Annotated in this window: 15 protein-coding genes and 1 pseudogene; 6 read left to right on the plus strand and 10 right to left on the minus strand. The window is 45.2% G+C overall.

Annotated elements, in window-relative coordinates; genetic code table 11:
- Positions 1-37 precede the first annotated feature (37 nt).
- The gene (mnmL, locus tag BHV83_RS19795; protein ID WP_005645788.1) at positions 38-994 is read left to right on the plus strand and encodes a tRNA modification radical SAM protein MnmL/YtqA; all 957 of its coding nucleotides are present in this window, start codon (positions 38-40) and stop codon (positions 992-994) included.
- On the opposite strand, the gene BHV83_RS19800 is transcribed toward mnmL, so the two are convergent.
- Complete coding sequence (locus tag BHV83_RS19800) at positions 954-1,451, minus strand: DUF4251 domain-containing protein (protein WP_005634812.1); 498 nt, start codon at positions 1,449-1,451, stop codon at positions 954-956. The two genes, mnmL and BHV83_RS19800, sit on opposite strands and share 41 nt — an antisense overlap.
- A 210-nt stretch (positions 1,452-1,661) precedes the next feature.
- On the opposite strand from BHV83_RS19800, the gene BHV83_RS19805 reads away from it, so the two are divergent.
- The gene (locus BHV83_RS19805; protein ID WP_286757932.1) at positions 1,662-4,343 is read left to right on the plus strand and encodes a calcium-translocating P-type ATPase, PMCA-type; all 2,682 of its coding nucleotides are present in this window, start codon (positions 1,662-1,664) and stop codon (positions 4,341-4,343) included.
- Positions 4,344-4,415: 72 nt separating this feature from the next.
- On the opposite strand, the gene eno is transcribed toward BHV83_RS19805, so the two are convergent.
- Entirely contained in the window at positions 4,416-5,699 is a 1,284-nt protein-coding gene (gene eno / locus BHV83_RS19810; protein ID WP_005634808.1) for a phosphopyruvate hydratase, read from the minus strand.
- Positions 5,700-5,987: 288 nt separating this feature from the next.
- Between eno and BHV83_RS19815 the strand changes: the two genes are divergently transcribed.
- On the plus strand, positions 5,988-6,887 hold the full coding sequence (locus BHV83_RS19815) for an Rpn family recombination-promoting nuclease/putative transposase (protein WP_005634804.1): 900 nt from the start codon (positions 5,988-5,990) through the stop codon (positions 6,885-6,887).
- 341 nt (positions 6,888-7,228) lie between these two features.
- On the opposite strand, the gene BHV83_RS19820 is transcribed toward BHV83_RS19815, so the two are convergent.
- From BHV83_RS19820 to BHV83_RS19830, 3 genes are all read right to left on the minus strand, one after another.
- Positions 7,229-10,222, minus strand: a complete 2,994-nt coding sequence (locus BHV83_RS19820) for a DUF6383 domain-containing protein (RefSeq protein ID WP_286757933.1) — start codon at positions 10,220-10,222, stop codon at positions 7,229-7,231.
- Positions 10,223-10,773: 551 nt separating this feature from the next.
- The gene (locus BHV83_RS19825) at positions 10,774-13,137 is read right to left on the minus strand and encodes a DUF3987 domain-containing protein (RefSeq protein ID WP_286757934.1); all 2,364 of its coding nucleotides are present in this window, start codon (positions 13,135-13,137) and stop codon (positions 10,774-10,776) included.
- Positions 13,138-13,212: 75 nt separating this feature from the next.
- Positions 13,213-13,449: a DUF4248 domain-containing protein gene (locus BHV83_RS19830; protein ID WP_005634795.1), complete on the minus strand. Its 237-nt coding sequence runs from the start codon at positions 13,447-13,449 to the stop codon at positions 13,213-13,215.
- A 202-nt stretch (positions 13,450-13,651) separates the two neighbouring features.
- On the opposite strand from BHV83_RS19830, the gene BHV83_RS19835 reads away from it, so the two are divergent.
- The 3 genes from BHV83_RS19835 (at position 13,652) to BHV83_RS19845 (ending at position 14,915) form a co-directional block, all read left to right on the plus strand.
- The gene (locus BHV83_RS19835) at positions 13,652-14,095 is read left to right on the plus strand and encodes an HU family DNA-binding protein (RefSeq protein ID WP_022322663.1); all 444 of its coding nucleotides are present in this window, start codon (positions 13,652-13,654) and stop codon (positions 14,093-14,095) included.
- On the plus strand, positions 14,092-14,562 hold the full coding sequence (locus BHV83_RS19840) for a glucosaminidase domain-containing protein (protein ID WP_005651335.1): 471 nt from the start codon (positions 14,092-14,094) through the stop codon (positions 14,560-14,562). The genes BHV83_RS19835 and BHV83_RS19840 overlap by 4 nt, the downstream gene beginning before the upstream one ends.
- A gap of 182 nt (positions 14,563-14,744) precedes the next feature.
- Positions 14,745-14,915 carry a hypothetical protein gene (locus BHV83_RS19845; RefSeq protein ID WP_286757935.1) on the plus strand — a complete coding sequence of 57 codons (171 nt, stop codon included), beginning with the start codon at positions 14,745-14,747 and terminating at the stop codon, positions 14,913-14,915.
- Positions 14,916-14,998: 83 nt separating this feature from the next.
- On the opposite strand, the gene rplQ is transcribed toward BHV83_RS19845, so the two are convergent.
- From rplQ to rpsM, 5 genes and pseudogenes are all read right to left on the minus strand, one after another.
- The gene (gene rplQ / locus BHV83_RS19850) at positions 14,999-15,490 is read right to left on the minus strand and encodes a 50S ribosomal protein L17 (RefSeq protein ID WP_005634787.1); all 492 of its coding nucleotides are present in this window, start codon (positions 15,488-15,490) and stop codon (positions 14,999-15,001) included.
- 8 nt (positions 15,491-15,498) lie between these two features.
- A pseudogene (locus BHV83_RS19855) lies at positions 15,499-16,482 on the minus strand (DNA-directed RNA polymerase subunit alpha); the annotation flags it as partial.
- Positions 16,479-17,060: a 30S ribosomal protein S4 gene (rpsD, locus tag BHV83_RS19860; RefSeq protein WP_286757936.1), complete on the minus strand. Its 582-nt coding sequence runs from the start codon at positions 17,058-17,060 to the stop codon at positions 16,479-16,481. The pseudogene BHV83_RS19855 and the gene rpsD, both read right to left, overlap by 4 nt.
- A 123-nt stretch (positions 17,061-17,183) precedes the next feature.
- Positions 17,184-17,573: a 30S ribosomal protein S11 gene (rpsK, locus tag BHV83_RS19865; protein ID WP_005634781.1), complete on the minus strand. Its 390-nt coding sequence runs from the start codon at positions 17,571-17,573 to the stop codon at positions 17,184-17,186.
- A gap of 11 nt (positions 17,574-17,584) precedes the next feature.
- On the minus strand, positions 17,585-17,965 hold the full coding sequence (gene rpsM, locus BHV83_RS19870; protein WP_005634778.1) for a 30S ribosomal protein S13: 381 nt from the start codon (positions 17,963-17,965) through the stop codon (positions 17,585-17,587).
- Between the last annotated feature and the right edge of the window lie 14 nt (positions 17,966-17,979).

Raw genomic sequence — 17,979 nt, forward strand, 5'->3', positions numbered from 1 at the left:
GTTACTACATTCTTGCGGATTTATTATCTTTGCCCTTATGGAAAACAGCAAACCATATCGTGAATTCGGAGATTTCCTGCGGGAAGTATTTCCTTATAAAGTGCAAAAGATATCAATCAATGCCGGCTTTACCTGTCCGAACCGCGACGGGACGAAAGGTTTCGGCGGTTGTACCTACTGCAACAATCAGACGTTCAGCCCGGAATATTGCCATACAGAAAAAAGTGTAACGGAACAACTGGAAGCAGGCGTTCGCTTTTTCTCCCGCAAATATCCGGAGATGAAATATCTAGCCTATTTCCAAGCCTATACAAACACGTATGACGAACTGGATTCGTTGACTTCTAAATATGAAGAAGCACTCGCCTGTCCGGGTGTCGTCGGACTGATCGTCGGAACACGGCCGGATTGCATGCCGGACGCACTATTGGATTATTTCTCCACTTTATCCCAAAAGAAGTTCGTGATGATCGAATATGGCCTGGAGAGCACGCTGGACCGTACTTTAACCCGTATCAACCGGGGACATACACATGCCGAATCGGAAGAGGCCATCCGCCGCACAGCGGCCCGGAACATATACACGGGAGCCCACTTGATCTTAGGCCTTCCGGGAGAAAGCAGGGAAGAGATATTACACCATGCCGACATTCTGTCCGCCCTTCCGCTCACAACACTGAAGCTTCACCAGTTGCAACTTATCCGAGGCACGCGCATGGCTAGGGAACAGGCGGAACACCCCGAACAGTTTCATCTCTATACCGCCGATGAATACATCGACTTGGTCATTGACTTCATAGAACGATTAAACCCCTCTATTGTCGTAGAGAGGTTCGTATCACAATCCCCTAAAGAGTTGCTGATTGCACCAGATTGGGGGCTTAAGAATTTTGAATTTACAGCCAAGGTAAATAAACGTATTTCAGAACGAAATGCGCGGCAGGGGCGTCTGCTCAATCCTCCTTCTTCGGAGCCAGTTCTCCCTGGTATGTGATATTCTGCCTATTAGTCGGCGTAACGCTTATGATCGCGGAACCATTTGAAAATACTTGCACATCGAAACGGAAAGTATCTTCTTTGGTACGGGCTACGAATTTAATTCGAGCGGTCCCCTTCTTATCGAAGGTTGATTGATAATCGGTAATTGATTCTTCAAAACGCATCCCGTCACCTCCACCATACGGTAAAGAATATGCCCTACCGAAATAAGGCAGATAAGAAATCGCCGAATCACCGCGCATTTCAAGAGAATAAGGAGTCGTCAGATGAACCGTACGTCCTCCCATTGGTAACGCCCGATCTACCTCGATCGTAAACCGACCGTTTTCTATCATTTCCTTTATTTCTTTTGCTTTCTGTTCTTCCCTTTCCTTCTTACTTTGAGAATAAAGGGATTGTCCCCCGAAAAAAAGAACAATCCCTACAAAAAAGAATAACCTAATGTTTCTCATATAACCTTAAATAACTAAACACTATTATTTGCCTATGTATATATAAGACAATTCTAAGCCTTGAAAGGTTTATTCGTTTATCATTAAATTACCTTAAAAACAAAGACTTGATTACGATCCGATTTCAAACATTAACTACTTGCATTTGTATATGTCCCTTAACTTTGCTTTATTTGTCCCTTCAATTTTCTGAAACAGATTAATAATTTTATGGAGAAAAAACATCAGTATCAAGGATTAACCAAACAAGAAGTAGAAGAAAGCAGGCGCCTTCACGGCGAAAATATCCTCACTCCTCCAGAGAAAGCCTCTCTATGGAGCCAATTTCTTGAAAAATTCAATGACCCGATTATCAAGATCCTATTGGTGGCATGGTTCTTATCCATGATTATCGCCGGCGTACATTGTTGGGGACCGGAGGCTAAAGGCTTCACTGCCTTCCTCGAACCGATCGGCATATTCTTTGCAATCATGTTGGCATCTTGTGTCGGCTTCTTTTTCGAAGTCAAAGCAAACAGGGCATTCAATGTTTTAAACACGGTCAATGATGATATTTTCGTGAAGGTGATCCGTGAAGGGAATATCTGCCAAATTCCGCGAAAAGAGGTTGTCGTCGGCGATATAGTCGTACTTGAAACGGGAGAAGAAGTCCCTGCCGACGGACATTTATTGGAAGCAATCTCCCTCCAGATTAACGAATCGACACTGACCGGCGAACCGATCATCAGCAAGACGACAAATGAAGCCGACTTCGACGAAGAAGCGACCTACCCGTCCAATGTAGTCATGCGCGGAACGACCGTCGTTGACGGACACGGTGTAATGGCAGTGGAGAAAGTCGGCGATGAAACCGGATACGGGAAAGTGTATGAAGGCTCGCAGATAGAAAATAATATCGACACACCGTTGCAGATGCAGCTGGCAGGGTTGGCAAAGGTGATCAGTAAAGCCGGCTATGCGATTGCTGCCATCACTTTCATTGCGCTGCTGACAAAAGTCTTGCTGTCCTCATCCGGGATGCCGGTCATGGACTTGATCTCGCACATCCTGAATATCTTTATGGTAGCCGTCACGTTAATCGTCGTTTCCGTACCGGAAGGCTTGCCGATGAGCGTGACACTCAGCCTTGCACTCAGCATGAACCGCATGCTGAAAACAAACAATCTAGTCCGTAAAATGCATGCCTGCGAAACAATGGGGGCTACCACGGTTATCTGTACCGATAAGACCGGGACACTTACGCAAAACCAGATGCAGGTATATCAAACGAACTTTTACAACCTGAAAGACCAGAAATTGGTAGACGATGAACTGAGCGTGCTAATCAAAGAAGGAATATCGGTCAATTCGACTGCCTTCCTCGATTTCTCCGAAGAAAAGATAAAAACATTGGGGAACCCGACGGAAGCAGCCTTGCTGCTATGGTTGAACAGCCAACATCAGAATTATCTGGAAATAAGAGAAAATGATCGGATACTGGACCAACTGACATTCTCCACCGAACGGAAATATATGGCAACAGTCGTACAATCATCCTTATTGGGCAAACGCGTGCTGTATGTCAAAGGTGCCCCGGAAATCGTACTGGCGAACAGCAATCGGGTGGCTATCGACGGAACCTACAAACCGGTAGAAGAATGCAAAGCCGGTATCGAAAAGCAACTGCTGAACTATCAGAACCAAGCTATGCGTACGTTGGGATTCGCCTATCAGATACTGGAAGACGGGCAGGATGCCACTTTTTTCGTGAACGGACGACTGCACAAGACGGACCTTACTTATTTAGGTATCGTCGCTATTTCCGACCCTGTCCGTGCTGATGTTCCGGCTGCTGTCCAAAGTTGCCTTGATGCCGGCATCGACATCAAGATCGTGACCGGCGACACTCCGGGAACGGCTAAAGAGATCGGACGGCAGATCGGAACCTGGAAGACCGGAGACACCGAACGCAACATCATCACCGGCCCAGGCTTCGAAGCCTTGACTGACGAAGAAGCGCTGGATCGCGTGCTCGACTTGAAGATCATGTGCCGCGCCCGCCCGACTGACAAACAACGCCTGGTACAATTGTTGCAACAAAAAGGAGCCGTAGTGGCCGTCACAGGTGACGGTACCAACGACGCCCCGGCCCTGAAAGCCGCACAGGTCGGACTATCTATGGGAGACGGAACCTCCGTGGCAAAAGAGGCAAGCGACATCACGATCATAGACAACTCGTTCAGTAGCATTACCCGTGCGGTGATGTGGGGACGTTCCCTGTACCGGAACATCCAGAAATTCCTGTTGTTCCAGTTGACAATCAATGTGGCGGCCTGTCTGATCGTCTTATTGGGCTCCCTGTTAGGAACCGAATCTCCGCTCACGATCACCCAGATGCTTTGGGTAAACCTGATTATGGATACATTTGCCGCCGGTGCACTGGCTTCGCTACCGCCTAACGAACGGGTGATGAAAGACAAACCCCGCCGAAGCGGTAAGGACGGCGACTTTATCATTACCCGCCCGATGGCTTACAACATTTTCGGTGTCGGTCTCGCATTCGTAATCGTTTTGATGGGGTTATTGCTCCGCTTCCATGCACAGGATGGACTGACGCCGCACGACCTATCCTGGTTCTTCAGTTTCTTCGTGATGCTTCAATTCTGGAATATGTTCAATGCAAAAGCGTTTATGGAAGACCGCTCGGCATTCGCCAACCTCAAAGAGAGCAAGAGTTTCCTGACGGTGGCCCTGCTTATCATCGCCGGGCAATATCTGATCGTCACGTTCGGCGGCGAGATGTTCAGTGTCGTCCCGTTATCTTGGAAAGACTGGGGAACCATTATCGGTTCGACTTCTCTGGTTCTCTGGATCGGAGAGATAGGCCGGTTAATCGAAAGATGGAGAAAATAAATAAAAAAAGAGGGTTGCGCCAAAAACTGACGCAACCCTCTTCACTTACATCTAAATCATTAACAGAGATTCTTACTTCTTGTAAGTCTTATACCCATAAACAGCCAAGTCACCCAACTCTTCTTCAATACGGAGCAACTGGTTGTATTTCGCCATACGGTCCGAACGGCTCAAAGAACCGGTTTTGATCTGTCCGCTATTGGTAGCAACAGCGATATCGGCGATCGTAGCATCTTCAGTCTCACCCGAACGATGCGAAGTGACGGAAGTATAACCGTTACGGTGTGCCATTTCGATTGCATCCAGTGTTTCGGATAACGTACCGATCTGGTTCACCTTGATCAGAATAGAATTGGCACAGCCTTCCTCAATGCCTTTCTTCAGGAATTCTACGTTTGTCACGAACAGGTCGTCACCGACCAACTGGCATTTGCTTCCCAACGCTTCAGTCAACAGTTTCCAACCGGCCCAGTCGTTTTCGTCCATGCCGTCCTCGATAGAGTCGATCGGGTATTTAGCAACCAATTCGGACAAATAAGCGACCTGCTGCTCGGCAGTACGCTTAGCACCTTTGGCTCCCTCAAATTTCGTATAATCGTATACGCCATCATGATAGAATTCGGAAGAAGCACAGTCCATAGCGATCGTCACATCCTTACCCGGCTCGTATCCGGCAGCTTTAATAGCGGCCATGATGGAGTTCAAAGCGTCTTCCGTTCCATCCAAAGCAGGAGCGAAACCACCTTCGTCACCGACAGCCGTACTCAGGCCGCGATCGTGCAACACCTTCTTCAAAGCATGGAAGACTTCGGCCCCCATACGCAAACCTTCACGGAAACAGCAAGCTCCAACCGGACGGATCATAAATTCCTGGAAAGCGATCGGGGCATCAGAATGCGAACCGCCATTGATAATATTCATCATCGGGACAGGCAATACATATGCATTCGTCCCGCCGATATAACGGTAAAGAGGCAGGTCCAAATAGTTAGCTGCCGCCTTGGCAACAGCCAGAGAAACGCCTAACATGGCGTTGGCGCCTAAATTAGACTTTGTCTTCGTACCGTCGAGTTCAATCAGTTTATGGTCGACCTCACGCTGGTTCAGGGCGCTCATGCCCAGGATAGCGGGAGCAATTACATTATTTACATTATCGACAGCTTTCAGAACGCCTTTGCCACCATAGCGTTTTTTGTCGCCATCACGAAGCTCGATTGCTTCGTTTTCACCGGTAGAGGCACCAGAGGGAACAGCTGCACGGCCAAAAGCGCCGGAAGCCAAATGTACATCTACTTCAACAGTCGGGTTACCACGTGAATCAAGAACTTCTCGTCCTACTACTTTTACAATTTCCATACTTTTACTATTTGAGTTTTATCTTTCGTATAAATATAACAAAAGAGGACGAGGCTTTGTTGGGGAAAGGGGATCAATATTGTCTATCGCCCCATTTACAACGACATCGACAATTCGATCCGACATTCTAAAGCGTTCATAATGCGATAGAATGTTTATACATAACGAATCCCAAAAGGAAATGCCACCTCCCCTACTTTTTCCGAACAAAACTTTCCGGCTTTCAGATAAACGATTATCTTTGTTACACTATCCGGCATTGGATAGCGACCTAAAACCTGTCAAACTATGAAATCAGACATGTTTATTGATCCGAAATCGGATTACGCGTTTAAAAGGTTTTTCGGCACTGTGTCGAACAAGGAGCTTACAATCGGCTTCCTGAACAGCCTGCTTAACAAGGATATCAAAGATATCATATTCCACAACGTGGAAATGCAAGGCAACAATACTGATAGCAGGAAAGCTGTATTCGATTTGTTTTGTGAAGGATCGGATGGAGAGCTTTTCATTGTCGAAATCCAGAAAAAGAGACAAAAGTACTTCTCCGACCGTGTACTTTACTACGCTTCGTTTGTTATACAAATGCAGGCTGATATAGAAAGCGAGAAGTTCCGGTTGGCAAAGGAGGAGGAGAGAAGACGGTGGAACTATCATATCAACAAAGTGTATGTAGTCTGCTTTTTGGACTTCCGGCTCGATACGCGCTACACAGACAAATATCGTTGGGATGTCGTGCGCATGGACCGTGAACTGAAAATTCCGTTCAGCGAAACACTGAATGAGATCTACTTGGAGCTTCCAAAGTTCAACTTGAACTTTGAGGAATGCGATACGTTTTACAAAAAATTTTTATACACGATGAACAACATAGACATTATGGGACAGTTATCAAAAGAAACAATACAAAACGACAAACTCCTGCGAAAACTCAAAAGCGCTATCGAACTACAACGCATGAGCGCTAAAGAACGCTTAGCATACGAACTAAGCATTGCAGCCGAACGCGACCTGGCTGCCTGCATGGCTACAAGTTTTGAGGAGGGGGAGGAAAAAGGAATAGCTAAAGGCATCACCGAAGGAATGCGCAAAATCATCTTGAACATGAAGCAAGCAGGCATGGATCTTGCCACCATCGCCAAAACTGCGGGACTGCCGGAAAAAGAGGTAGAGGCGCTATTGAAATGAATTACAGCCTTGAAGGATCAAGAAGAACTGCAACGTAATCATATAACGAAGCCCTTGCAACCAAACGATTGCAGGGGCTTGTTTTTTGTCTGCCTCCGGTCTTCACAGAAGGAAGGGCAGAAGAACTTCTTATAATTTCATTAACTTTAGTATTAATATTCACCGCTTGTTCCCCCTCGCGGGGTAATTGGTCGCTCCCAAGTAACGGCTGCAAGGCCGGCTGTCCGGGAAATACCGCACGGTGATATTTAGAATTATTTGATTATAAAATGTCATATGTCTGTAAAGGCGGTACGTGAACCGCCCTTACGATAGACAGTATTGTTTTTTAGTATCAACCGTTATTTAACGATAGCCTTTACAGCTTCTTCACCTTCAACAGCTACAACTACGATACCCTGCGGAGCAGCGATTGTAGCGTTGTCAGAAGAAACAACCGTGTTAGCCACTACCTGGCCCAAGATGTTGCTGATGACAACTTTCTTGCCGGCAGCACCGGCAATTGTTACGTTGCCTTCGCCAGATACAACTTTAACTGTTGCAACTTCCACGTCCTCGTTAGCTGTTGCATCGCCTTCGCCCAATGTAACAACCAGAGCTTTTTCCACCTGATTTGTAAAGCCTAACTTACCGTTCAGGTTGTACAAATAATAATTCGGAGCAGAAATCGGTCTGATTACATAGCTGCTTTCAGAAGCTTTCATAATGTAGAACTTGAAGTTATCAACACCACCCAAGCATACATCTTCTTCTTCCTCTTCTGCAACCAAAACAGTCTCGCCGTTTACAGTCGTAGAGATTGTGTCAAGACCAGCCAATGTTGCCGGACGGAAAATAGCTTTCAAATCGCCATCACTTCCATCTACTTCTGTATAAGAACCTTCCAAAGCATAGTTTACATTATATACATAATCAGCCTTGTTAGCATCCCAATGAAGCATAGAATCCGTTGCGAAATACAAGAAGTCTCTTGCTTCTTCTTCACCATTACCTTTAGAGATATAGAAAGAATGGAAATCCTTGTCGATATCAGCTGTATCCAACCAGAATGTCATACCTTCGCCGATAATACCTTCCAAGATACCGTTCTTGTTCTGTTTCACAGCAACAGCACCTTCTTCGCTATTGAATGTAGCGTGACGTGCTACAGCTTCCAATGATTCAGAAAGAGCGTTAAAGTCAACCGTTACAGCTGAATAAGGAGCATTCAGTTCATCCAAAGTTGCAGAAGCAGCGTCAAAAACAGCAGTTGTTGTATTTACAGACCATTTGTTAGCATCATACTTAATCAGACCACTGTAATTTACTTCATCATTTCCAGCTGTAATATCAGTTTTGCCCAACTCAATCATAGCATACGTTCCATCTACATTTTTCTTGAAGAATACACGTTTGGCATCGTCTTTAGCAGTTGCAGCTTTATAATCACTAGTAACACCACCAAAATACTGCTTAGAATTATCGTTCTTCAAATTGTACAGCAAATAAGAAGTCGCAACGTTTACAACAGAGTCTTTCTGTTTTACATCTGTTCCGTCCAGATAAGCATATTTCATCTTATTTTTTACGCTTTCAGCCTTTTCAAACATCCACTGAACGCTATAAGCCGGATTGTTGATAGGAACAAAGTAAGGACTAGTACCTTTGTAAGCCATGTACAGCTTTTCAACCGTTACCGAACCAGTACCGTTGAATACCAATTCAGTCTGCTGGCTCAACTGTGCATCTGTCAATGCTAAGAAACCTTCGCTTTCAGTTGTCGGAGTCAGTTTGACAATCTGATATTTCCAGTTACTAATATCGGTCAAGTTCACAGAACCTGCAACAATACCTGTAACAGCAGTACCTGTGCTCAATGCAGCAGTACTGATTGCATATTCGCCAGCCTTGTCAGTCTTATACATGCTGACAGTGAAAGTCACGTTTGTTTCACGGTTTTTGAATTCGAAGTTACGTCCACTAACAGCAGAAACAACCCACTGAGCCAACGGAGCATTTACATCTACATCTTCCGGAGCTGCTACGGCTGCGCCGAATGCAGCAGCACCATAAGTCGGGATCAAATATTTGCCATACAAAGAAGCAGCAGCAGCAGTAGTGTTAGCCGGCTTAGTTCCCAAGAAAGAGATGTTGTAGATAGCAGCATCGTCTGCTTTCAATACGTCAGCAGCAGCAGCCCAAGTGTTGCTTGTTGTCATAGCCAAAGACAGTTTGTCGGCGTTACCGAAACCAACAGTCGTGATATAAGTCTTGATACCACCTGTAGTCAAAGAGTAAGCACCTACAAACAAGTTTGAAGCAGCCGTGTTGTCATTACCTTCAACTTTAGCAGAAGCCAATGTAATCGTATATTCACCTTCTGCATTCTGAGGATCGTCTTCTGAAACAGCAAAAACACCGTTCACGCTTGCAACTTTACCATCTTTCTTAACGTTGTTATCGGCCAACTTGTTACCTTTTACAGTTGTAAAGTCGTAGCCTTCACCAGTTGCAGCATCCAAGCCTGTGATACCAAAGTTCTTTTCCGGATTCAATACGATAAATGTGGCAGCTTCAACCTGTGCTTTTGTAAAGCCTGTTACCAACAGTTTCTTACCGGCAGCGTCAGCTTTAACAAAATACATACCAGATGTTGCAGGAGTAGAAATTACACTTACAGTCAATGCAGCATCTACAGTAGATGCATCTACAGCAATCATCTGATCTGCAAACGGATTGACATCCGGATCAGAAACTGCATTTGGGAATGCAAACTTGAAGCCTTGACCGGAAAGGTTGGCGTTCAAATCATCGACAGTGAGGTCTGTTTTAGCAACCCATGCTGTAGCTGCTGTTCCCGCAGCACTTACATCATATGTCGTAACGGCAGTTGAATTAACTTCAAATTGACCAGCCAAATTCAAAACTGAAAGTTTTGTAAAATCCAATCCTTTACCTTCTACAGTAAAGATGTTTGTAACAGTTGCAACATCTGTCACATTACCACTTAACGCATTACCATTTGCTTTCGTCACATAAAACGGTTTTCCATCAGCTTTCAATGTAAACGTAGAAAAGTCACCAATTGCATTGTAAGCATAATCAGCAATTTCAAACAAAGTAGCATTTTCGATAGCAAGATCACCTGTAGCATTATAAGTGGAAACAGCCGTTCCATTTACTTTGTAAGTTTGATCTACTTTGATGAAACCATTTGTGTTACCTAAGTAGAACTTTGCACCATTCTGCAGATCACCTTTTGCGGCTTCCGCTGTAGGAGCAGCGTTTGCAGAACCAAACAACGCACCTACCATCAGTAAGCCCGCTGTCAAAAGAGTAGAAATCTTCTTGTTCATAATCTAAACTTTAATATTAATAATACAATAATTGAAATGTTCGTCCTATATATATGTACACGCGTTAATAATGTACACGTGTTAACTTTCGTATTTTGATAGCAAAAACGATCGTTTTTTTCGTCATTTTTTTCGCCTCTTTTTGGAGTTCGTGTTGAAAAGGTGTTTTTTTGTCCTTAAATTGCTATCTGATTGATAAGAAAGGATATAGAGATAAGATTTTTTTTCAGGAAAAGGGTTGTGGTTTTAAAAAGTATATGTATTTTTGTGGTGTAAAAATGACGAAAAGAAACGATCGTTTTTTTTCGTCATTTTTACATCCACCAAATAGCTCATCCACAGAGATTTATCTACAAAAACAGCATTCTAAAAATTCATTAATACCACTTTCGTTCAAAAATCGGTGCTTTTTAGAGAAAACCCCGATGCCTACTGTGTTTCGAAAGGGTGCTTGTCCGTCATTGACCCGATGCTTACCGGTCTGTTTTTTGAAGTTTTTCGGATTTTCAGTGAAAAACCTGCCAAAGTCCGCCAAGTCTGCCGGGGCCTTTTTAAATTTCGACGACCTGCTTTCCCCGTTCCGTCTTCCGGTAATAACCATTTCCTTCTGAGATGATTAAGTCATTTTTTTGCAGTTTCCGAAGGAATTTATCGACAGTCGATTCTGAAATTTCACGGACATTCGCTTCCTTGACCACGTCAATGCGTTTGAAAGAATCAAGAAGGGAGACAAACAAGTTGCGCAAATGGTGTGGAAACCGGAAGTGCACTTCCGACGAAGCACTCTGCAACGATGTAGCCACGACATAGGCATGTTGCAGACAAACCTTGCCGAGATGGAAGGCGGTGGCGAAATCATCGTCGCTGATCGTCCAGACACGCTCCGAGCAACCACTCTCGCCCTTGCGCAACGCGGTCAGTTGCATTCCTATGCGAAAAATAGCCAGACGATAGCGCAGGACCGTCGATTCCATGTCTTCGTTACCGAAAGAACGGACATTGTAGTACTCGCGCTCGAAAAAACGATCGAGGCGTTTACGTTGGGCATCACTAAATTTGACCCAGGTCGGAGAGTTGTCGAGAAAAACTCCGATATCGAGCACACGCTGCCCCCAACTTTCAAAATATTCGGATGCTGCCGGGCTATCGTCGGCCGAAGTCAACGGACGATAGGTCCCGCTTCCCGGTATGCGGTACATCAGAATACGGCTGAAGAGACCGTTTTCGGTCGAAGGGATCAGGCGGGGAAGCATGGCAGGAGTACCGCTCAGCAGTAGTGCCAAGTTGGGCCGTTTGACCATGAACGATCCGCTGCTTTTTGTCGAGCTGCCTACAGGTTCATGATGATACGACTTGTTCAGCACATCGTTATACTTGCCAAAATCCTGCGAGAACATGCTCAAGACCGTCTCCATCTCTGTATCGACCATGCAGGATGTGTAAGGATAGTTGGCTTCGAGCAGTTCCACGAGCCGGGCCTGCGTGACGTTACCCGTCAGCGCAAGGTTTCTCTGTTTCACCACCTTCGGCTTTGACGGAGCCGGACCGAGCGGCTGTTTGGAGGTCTGTTTCTGACGTTTATGCATCTTGTAGTTATCGTATGCTTCCTGCAACTCTTCATATTCTTCAACCTGGTGACGAGAATTGTCATAAATATACTGTTGCCAGGGTTCGAGCATCCGTTGCAGGGCAGCGATACGCCCTTTCCCACTTCCAGAACCGCCGGTTATGATCGAATAAAAGGCAGGTGTGTAATCGTGTTCGCCCAACGAACCTTTGACACCAGGAGACACGCTGCTCAGAAGCGTCAGCGAAGAAATCAGCAAAATGTCGCGATCCGTACGACTGTACGCACATTTCAATATGTCCGTGAGAAGAGGTGGCAAGTGATCGTAGATATTCTCGTCAAAGCAAGGAAGAAGGGTGTTATCCAGCTCTATATCATCACATTCACCGTATTCTGCATCCTTTTGTGCCATTTTGGGAAAGGGGGTGGCAGACTTGGCAGATTTGGCAGACTTCGAGACGGAACTGGTCCCGTCCGGACGGAACGCACAGCTCCCATGCGAGGCACTGTAGCGTCGGTAGATGTCGTTTACTGTTGTCTCGACCTCGGCAGCCGGAAAGTCGGCCGAACCGTAGCGGCGGACACACTCACTGACAGCGTCGTAGAGAGAAAAGCCGGCATTGTTCAAGACAGAGGACAGCTTCACAAGATAGGAATGACGGTTACCGGCAACAAAAGTATTGCTTTGTTCATACTTGTCAATGTAGTTCGAAAGCCGCGTGCCGGAGCACACGCTTCCGGAGGAATGTCCGGAAGCAGCCTGAGGCTCCGGATCAGCAACGGGGATTTCGATCGCTTCAGATTCTTCCTTATAAAAAGCGTTCGGATCATGGCCGGCGAAACAGCCACGGTTCGGATCTTTTCCACTGACGTCCACCTTCACGCCTGGAAGATCCACTTCGACACGGTGTTTGACGACTCCAAAGGCCAAGTTATGATTTTTCAAATCACTGTCGACCATTATGAAGAGCTTGACGCCGGTCCCGGAAGGGCTGACATGACCGGCTTTCACATACGGGAGCTCAGCCGCCCGGCGGAGCAATTCAAGGACGGGTATAGGCGAATCGTCTATATCGATCACTATGCAAGCACTATAGCGCGCCATGTGTTCCAACTTACGACCTCCTTCCATCACGCCGCCGGCGACATAGAGGGGCAGTTTTTTCTTGTAAGCATCAGCTTCATCCTTCTTGCCGGCTTTGATAAGCCCACGCAGATAGGCGATCGGTCTCGCATACTCACCACTCTTCACCTTACCGATGTACTGATTCAAGGTCATCAAACTGGCGCTCCCTGTCTGGAACGCAGAGTCGAAGTAAGTACCTTCGACTTCTTTTTGTATTACCATACTATTGTGTATTAAATGAAAGGCTACAGTTCCCGCAGGAACGCTTCGTGCGGCTCTTTCGGTTGTTTATTCTTTCTAAGGTTCCCCCAAGTGCTCAACCAGGCAGGCGACCTGCTTCGGCGTATAAAGTTTCTGGAATTTCACCCATCCCGCAGCCAAAAGTTTTTCTTTCAGACCACGCGAAGTCCGTATCCATACCCACATCCTTTTATAGGCAGTCTCAGGGGGAGATTCCGGGAAATAAAGGAGCGCGAATTCGGTAACACCCATGGCTCCTTTTGCCGATATAAGCTCTATTTTTTTATCATTCATAATAATTTTGATTTAAACATTCTAATACATTATAAATGTACGACATTTTTTGGTACCATGCAAGGAATCCGACAATTATTTTACAAAAAAAACAAGAAATACCGCCAAAACCTCAGCTAACCGTATATACCTTTCCCGCCAGACCTCAGGACACCGTATCTTTGTAATGTAGTAAATCACTAACCCTTAATCTATTAATCGTATGTCAGTAAAGTACAAACTTGTTTTAAAAAAAGACTTGACCAAAGGTGCGGCAACCGATGCCAAGCGGTATTATGCCTCGGCCAATGTCACTGGTATGATGGATTTCGACACGATCTGCGATGTGGTGGCAGACCGTTCAACAGCCAGCGACGGTGACGTGGCTCTCGTCTTGTTGGGACTGATCCGTTGCATGCAGGAAGCGTTGTTGCGTGGCGAAGTGGTCCAATTGGGTGCATTGGGCAACTTCCGGCTCTCACTCGGAAGCTCTGGAGTGGTAAATGCGGATGATTTTCACGCATCATTGATCAGGAAGCCGCGAATAATCTATTCTCCGGGAGTTAAGCTGCGCGAAATGATCGCCAAAGTGAGTATTGAACGTATTGGACAAGAGACAGATAAGTCCAATGCAGGTGGTGAAGATGACAGACCCGGAGAATTATGAAACCAGCGCAAATCAACTTCGTAAAAGAATGCCTACCGGCAGCTGTGTCGGCAGGAGCCGCCTTCAACCTGAATCCGCTGGTCATTCTGGCACAGGCGGCGTTTGAAAGCGGCTGGGGAACGAGCAATCTGGCAAAGGAGTGCCGAAACTATTTCGGACTGACCGCCTATGGATGCAGCAACGCTTATTGGCATGGCGGGAAAACTACCGTAAAGGCATCCTCCTATCCATTGAATTTCCGACGCTACGACACACGAGAGAATTCCTTCCTCGATTTCGCCCGCTTGATACGGAACAATTATCGCTCCGCTTGGCAGGTAAGCAACGACCCGCAGGCCTATGCAAAGGAGATCGCCTACAGTCCTTACATCAGCGAACTGAACGGCGATAATCGGGAAACGTATCGGCACAGTATCATCCAGATCACACAAACGATACAGGCGGTGATGGCGTTAATCGGAGAATAACGGTTCAACTGTATGCCATACCAAACAACCACCCCGTAGGGAGGGGTCAAAACGATCCTGTTCCCGCGCTTGACGCGGGATCGCATCAAAACCGACGCTACAAAAATCTGATTGATAAGGTCTGTCTTTTTGCGACCCCGCATCAAGTGCAATGTATTATAAACTCTAAACGACTATCCATCATGAAGAAGATCAGAAAGGTTCTTGAATTTATCTTGGCTTTGTTGAATTTTTTGTTCCACTTTAAACCTGTACCGGATGAAATACCTCCCATCAGCCCTGAAAGTTTTCCTCTACCTGATTATCAAGATCTTGAGAAGAGGAATGAACCTCTATTTGAGACTGTCTGTTAGGGTCAGGCTCTGGTAAAACGCAAAAAGCCCGTCTGCGAAAGGCAGACAGGCTTTTTTTATTTGTTTGTTGAATAAGCCGGAATTTATTCAGCAGCTTTTTCTTCTGCAACCGGTGCTTCTGCAACAGGAGCTTCTGTTTCAGCAGCAGCTGTAGACTTTTTACGAGAACGTCTTGTCTTAGTCGCTTTCTTAGCTGTAGCTGTCTTCAACATGTTTTCGTTGTAATCAACCAGTTCAATGAAGCACATGGCTGCGTTATCACCCAGACGGTTACCAGTCTTCAGGATACGAGTGTAACCACCCGGACGGTCACCGATCTTCTGAGATACTTCCTTGAACAATTCTGTTACAGCATATTTGTCTTGCAAATTGCTGAATACCACACGTCTTGAGTGAGTTGTATCCTCTTTAGACTTAGTGATAAGCGGTTCTACGAACTTACGGAGCGCTTTAGCTTTAGCAACAGTCGTAAAGATTCTCTTATGCTTGATAAGAGAACATGCCATGTTTGAAAGCATTGCGTTACGGTGAGTGTTCGTACGACCTAAATGATTTATTTTCTTATTGTGTCTCATCGCTATACTTACTCTTTATCTAATTTATATTTAGTGATATCCATACCGAATGAAAGGTTCAGACTCTCAAGCAGTTCATCAAGTTCTGTAAGTGACTTCTTACCGAAGTTACGGAATTTCAACAAGTCATTCTTGTTGAATTTAACCAGTTCACCTAATGTTTCAACATCTGCGGCCTTCAAGCAATTCAATGCGCGAACGGAAAGATCCATATCCGAGAGCTTGCTCTTCAGCAACTGACGCATGTGAAGCACTTCTTCATCGAATTCCTCATTACCGTCAGTGTCAACTGTCTCGATAGCAATCTTTTCATCTGAGAACAACATGAAATGGTGAATCAGAATCTTAGCTGCTTCTTTTAACGCTTCCTTCGGATGAATAGAACCATCAGTGGCTATTTCAAGAACCAACTTTTCGTAGTCCGTCTTTTGCTCAACACGGAAGTTCTCGATCGAATACTTAACGTTGCGAATAGGTGTGTAAATAGAGTCGATTGCAATCACGTGCATGTCTGCATTCGGATCTCTGTTTTCATCAGCGGGAACATATCCGCGACCTTTGTTAATCGTCAGCTCGATCTGGAAACCTGCGTTCGGATCCAAACGACAAATAACCAACTCAGGATTCAATACCTCGAATCCGGTCAGCTGTTTACCAATATCACCGGCTTTGAACACTTCCGAACCCGAAACAGTAATACTTACTTTTTCATTCTCTATGTCGTCTACAATATGCTTGAACCGTACTTGTTTCAGATTCAAGATAATGTTTGTCACATCCTCGATAACACCGGGGATTGTACCAAATTCATGGTCAACCCCTTCGATTTTAATGGATGTAATAGCAAAACCTTCAAGTGACGACAGGAGAATACGGCGCAGAGCATTACCTATAGTAATACCATAGCCGGGTTCCAACGGACGAAATTCAAACTTTCCGAAGAAATTGTCCGCTTCCAACATTAATACTTTATCGGGTTTTTGAAATGCTAATGCTCTTTAATGTTTTCAGGAATGTCAGCTCTTTCCGGCAGATGCAGTAATTTTCCGCTTAAAGAAGACTGATCCCATTCGATCCAAGGATACTTGCTGTGGTTGAATCCTGACAGTGCGTCGGCAATCACTTCAAGAGATTTGGATTTTTCTCTAACACCAATAACCTGACCGGCTTTTACAGAGTAAGAAGGAATGTTTACAACCTTACCGTCTACTGTAATGTGACGATGAGAAACCAACTGACGGGCAGCAGCACGCGTCGGGGCAATACCCAAACGGAATACTACGTTATCCAAACGGCTTTCCAGTAACTGCAACAGCACTTCACCGGTAATACCTTTTGAACGTGATGCCTTTTCAAACAGGTTTCTAAACTGTTTTTCCAATACACCGTAAGTGTATTTAGCTTTTTGCTTCTCACGAAGCTGGATTCCGTACTCGGAAGTTTTTCTCTTGCGGGCATTTCCGTGCTGTCCGGGAGGATAGTTCTTTTTTGAAAGAACTTTATCCGGTCCGAATATTGCCTCACCAAACTTACGGGCAATTCTTGTTTTAGGTCCAGTATATCTTGCCATTTTTTTATTGTTTTAATGTTCTGTTCTGAATCTGGAACCGTGCAGCCGCGACTACAGAGAGGATAAGGTCTTTGTGTAATCTATTCACAATTCCGGATTCAATGTTCAAGAAACTATAGTTAATTATACTCTTCTCTTTTTCGGAGGACGACAACCATTGTGAGGAAGCGGAGTAACGTCTACGATTTCCGTTACTTCAATACCTGCACCGTGGATAGTTCTGATAGCAGACTCACGTCCGTTACCCGGTCCCTTTACGAATACTTTTACTTTTCTCAAACCAAGATCGTAAGCTACTTTTGCACAATCCTGAGCTGCCATCTGGGCTGCATACGGAGTGTTCTTTTTAGAACTTCTGAATCCCATCTTACCAGCAGAAGACCAACTGATTACCTGACCTTCGCTATTAGCAAGAGATACAATAATGTTGTTAAAAGAAGAATGAATATGAGCTTGACCGTAAGCGTCAACTTTTACGTTTCTCTTCTTTGCTGCGACTGTTTTCTTTGCCATATCAATTCTTATTATTTAGTAGCTTTTTTCTTATTTGCAACAGTTTTCTTCTTACCCTTACGAGTACGAGCATTGTTCTTTGTGCTCTGGCCTCTCAAAGGCAAACCAATACGGTGACGAACACCCCTGTAACATCCGATATCCATCAGACGCTTGATGTTCAGCTGAACTTCTGAACGAAGGTCACCTTCCACCTTATATTCAGCGCCAATGACTTCACGTACTTTTGCAGCTTGATCGTCTGTCCAGTCTTTTACTTTGATATCACGATCGATCCCTGCTTTGTCTAAAATGGATTTTGAAGCGCTACGACCAATACCATAAATATAGGTCAAGGCAATTTCTCCTCTTTTATTTTGTGGCAAGTCTACACCAACTATTCTTATAGCCATATTACTTACTTAAA

It is taken from the genome of Parabacteroides sp. merdae-related_45_40 (genome assembly GCF_001915675.1).

What these genes read in the sequence shown, in the direction of transcription:
- rpsM (WP_005634778.1), bottom strand. Translation starts at nt 17,965, where the DNA reads ATGGCTATAAGAATAGTTGGTGTAGACTTGCCACAAAATAAAAGAGGA.
- BHV83_RS19840 (WP_005651335.1), top strand. Translation starts at nt 14,092, where the DNA reads ATGAAACCAGCGCAAATCAACTTCGTAAAAGAATGCCTACCGGCAGCT.
- mnmL (WP_005645788.1), top strand. Translation starts at nt 38, where the DNA reads ATGGAAAACAGCAAACCATATCGTGAATTCGGAGATTTCCTGCGGGAA.
- BHV83_RS19815 (WP_005634804.1), top strand. Translation starts at nt 5,988, where the DNA reads ATGAAATCAGACATGTTTATTGATCCGAAATCGGATTACGCGTTTAAA.
- eno (WP_005634808.1), bottom strand. Translation starts at nt 5,699, where the DNA reads ATGGAAATTGTAAAAGTAGTAGGACGAGAAGTTCTTGATTCACGTGGT.
- BHV83_RS19820 (WP_286757933.1), bottom strand. Translation starts at nt 10,222, where the DNA reads ATGAACAAGAAGATTTCTACTCTTTTGACAGCGGGCTTACTGATGGTA.
- BHV83_RS19845 (WP_286757935.1), top strand. Translation starts at nt 14,745, where the DNA reads ATGAAGAAGATCAGAAAGGTTCTTGAATTTATCTTGGCTTTGTTGAAT.
- rpsK (WP_005634781.1), bottom strand. Translation starts at nt 17,573, where the DNA reads ATGGCAAAGAAAACAGTCGCAGCAAAGAAGAGAAACGTAAAAGTTGAC.
- BHV83_RS19835 (WP_022322663.1), top strand. Translation starts at nt 13,652, where the DNA reads ATGTCAGTAAAGTACAAACTTGTTTTAAAAAAAGACTTGACCAAAGGT.
- BHV83_RS19805 (WP_286757932.1), top strand. Translation starts at nt 1,662, where the DNA reads ATGGAGAAAAAACATCAGTATCAAGGATTAACCAAACAAGAAGTAGAA.
- rpsD (WP_286757936.1), bottom strand. Translation starts at nt 17,060, where the DNA reads ATGGCAAGATATACTGGACCTAAAACAAGAATTGCCCGTAAGTTTGGT.
- BHV83_RS19830 (WP_005634795.1), bottom strand. Translation starts at nt 13,449, where the DNA reads ATGAATGATAAAAAAATAGAGCTTATATCGGCAAAAGGAGCCATGGGT.
- BHV83_RS19800 (WP_005634812.1), bottom strand. Translation starts at nt 1,451, where the DNA reads ATGAGAAACATTAGGTTATTCTTTTTTGTAGGGATTGTTCTTTTTTTC.
- rplQ (WP_005634787.1), bottom strand. Translation starts at nt 15,490, where the DNA reads ATGAGACACAATAAGAAAATAAATCATTTAGGTCGTACGAACACTCAC.
- BHV83_RS19825 (WP_286757934.1), bottom strand. Translation starts at nt 13,137, where the DNA reads ATGGTAATACAAAAAGAAGTCGAAGGTACTTACTTCGACTCTGCGTTC.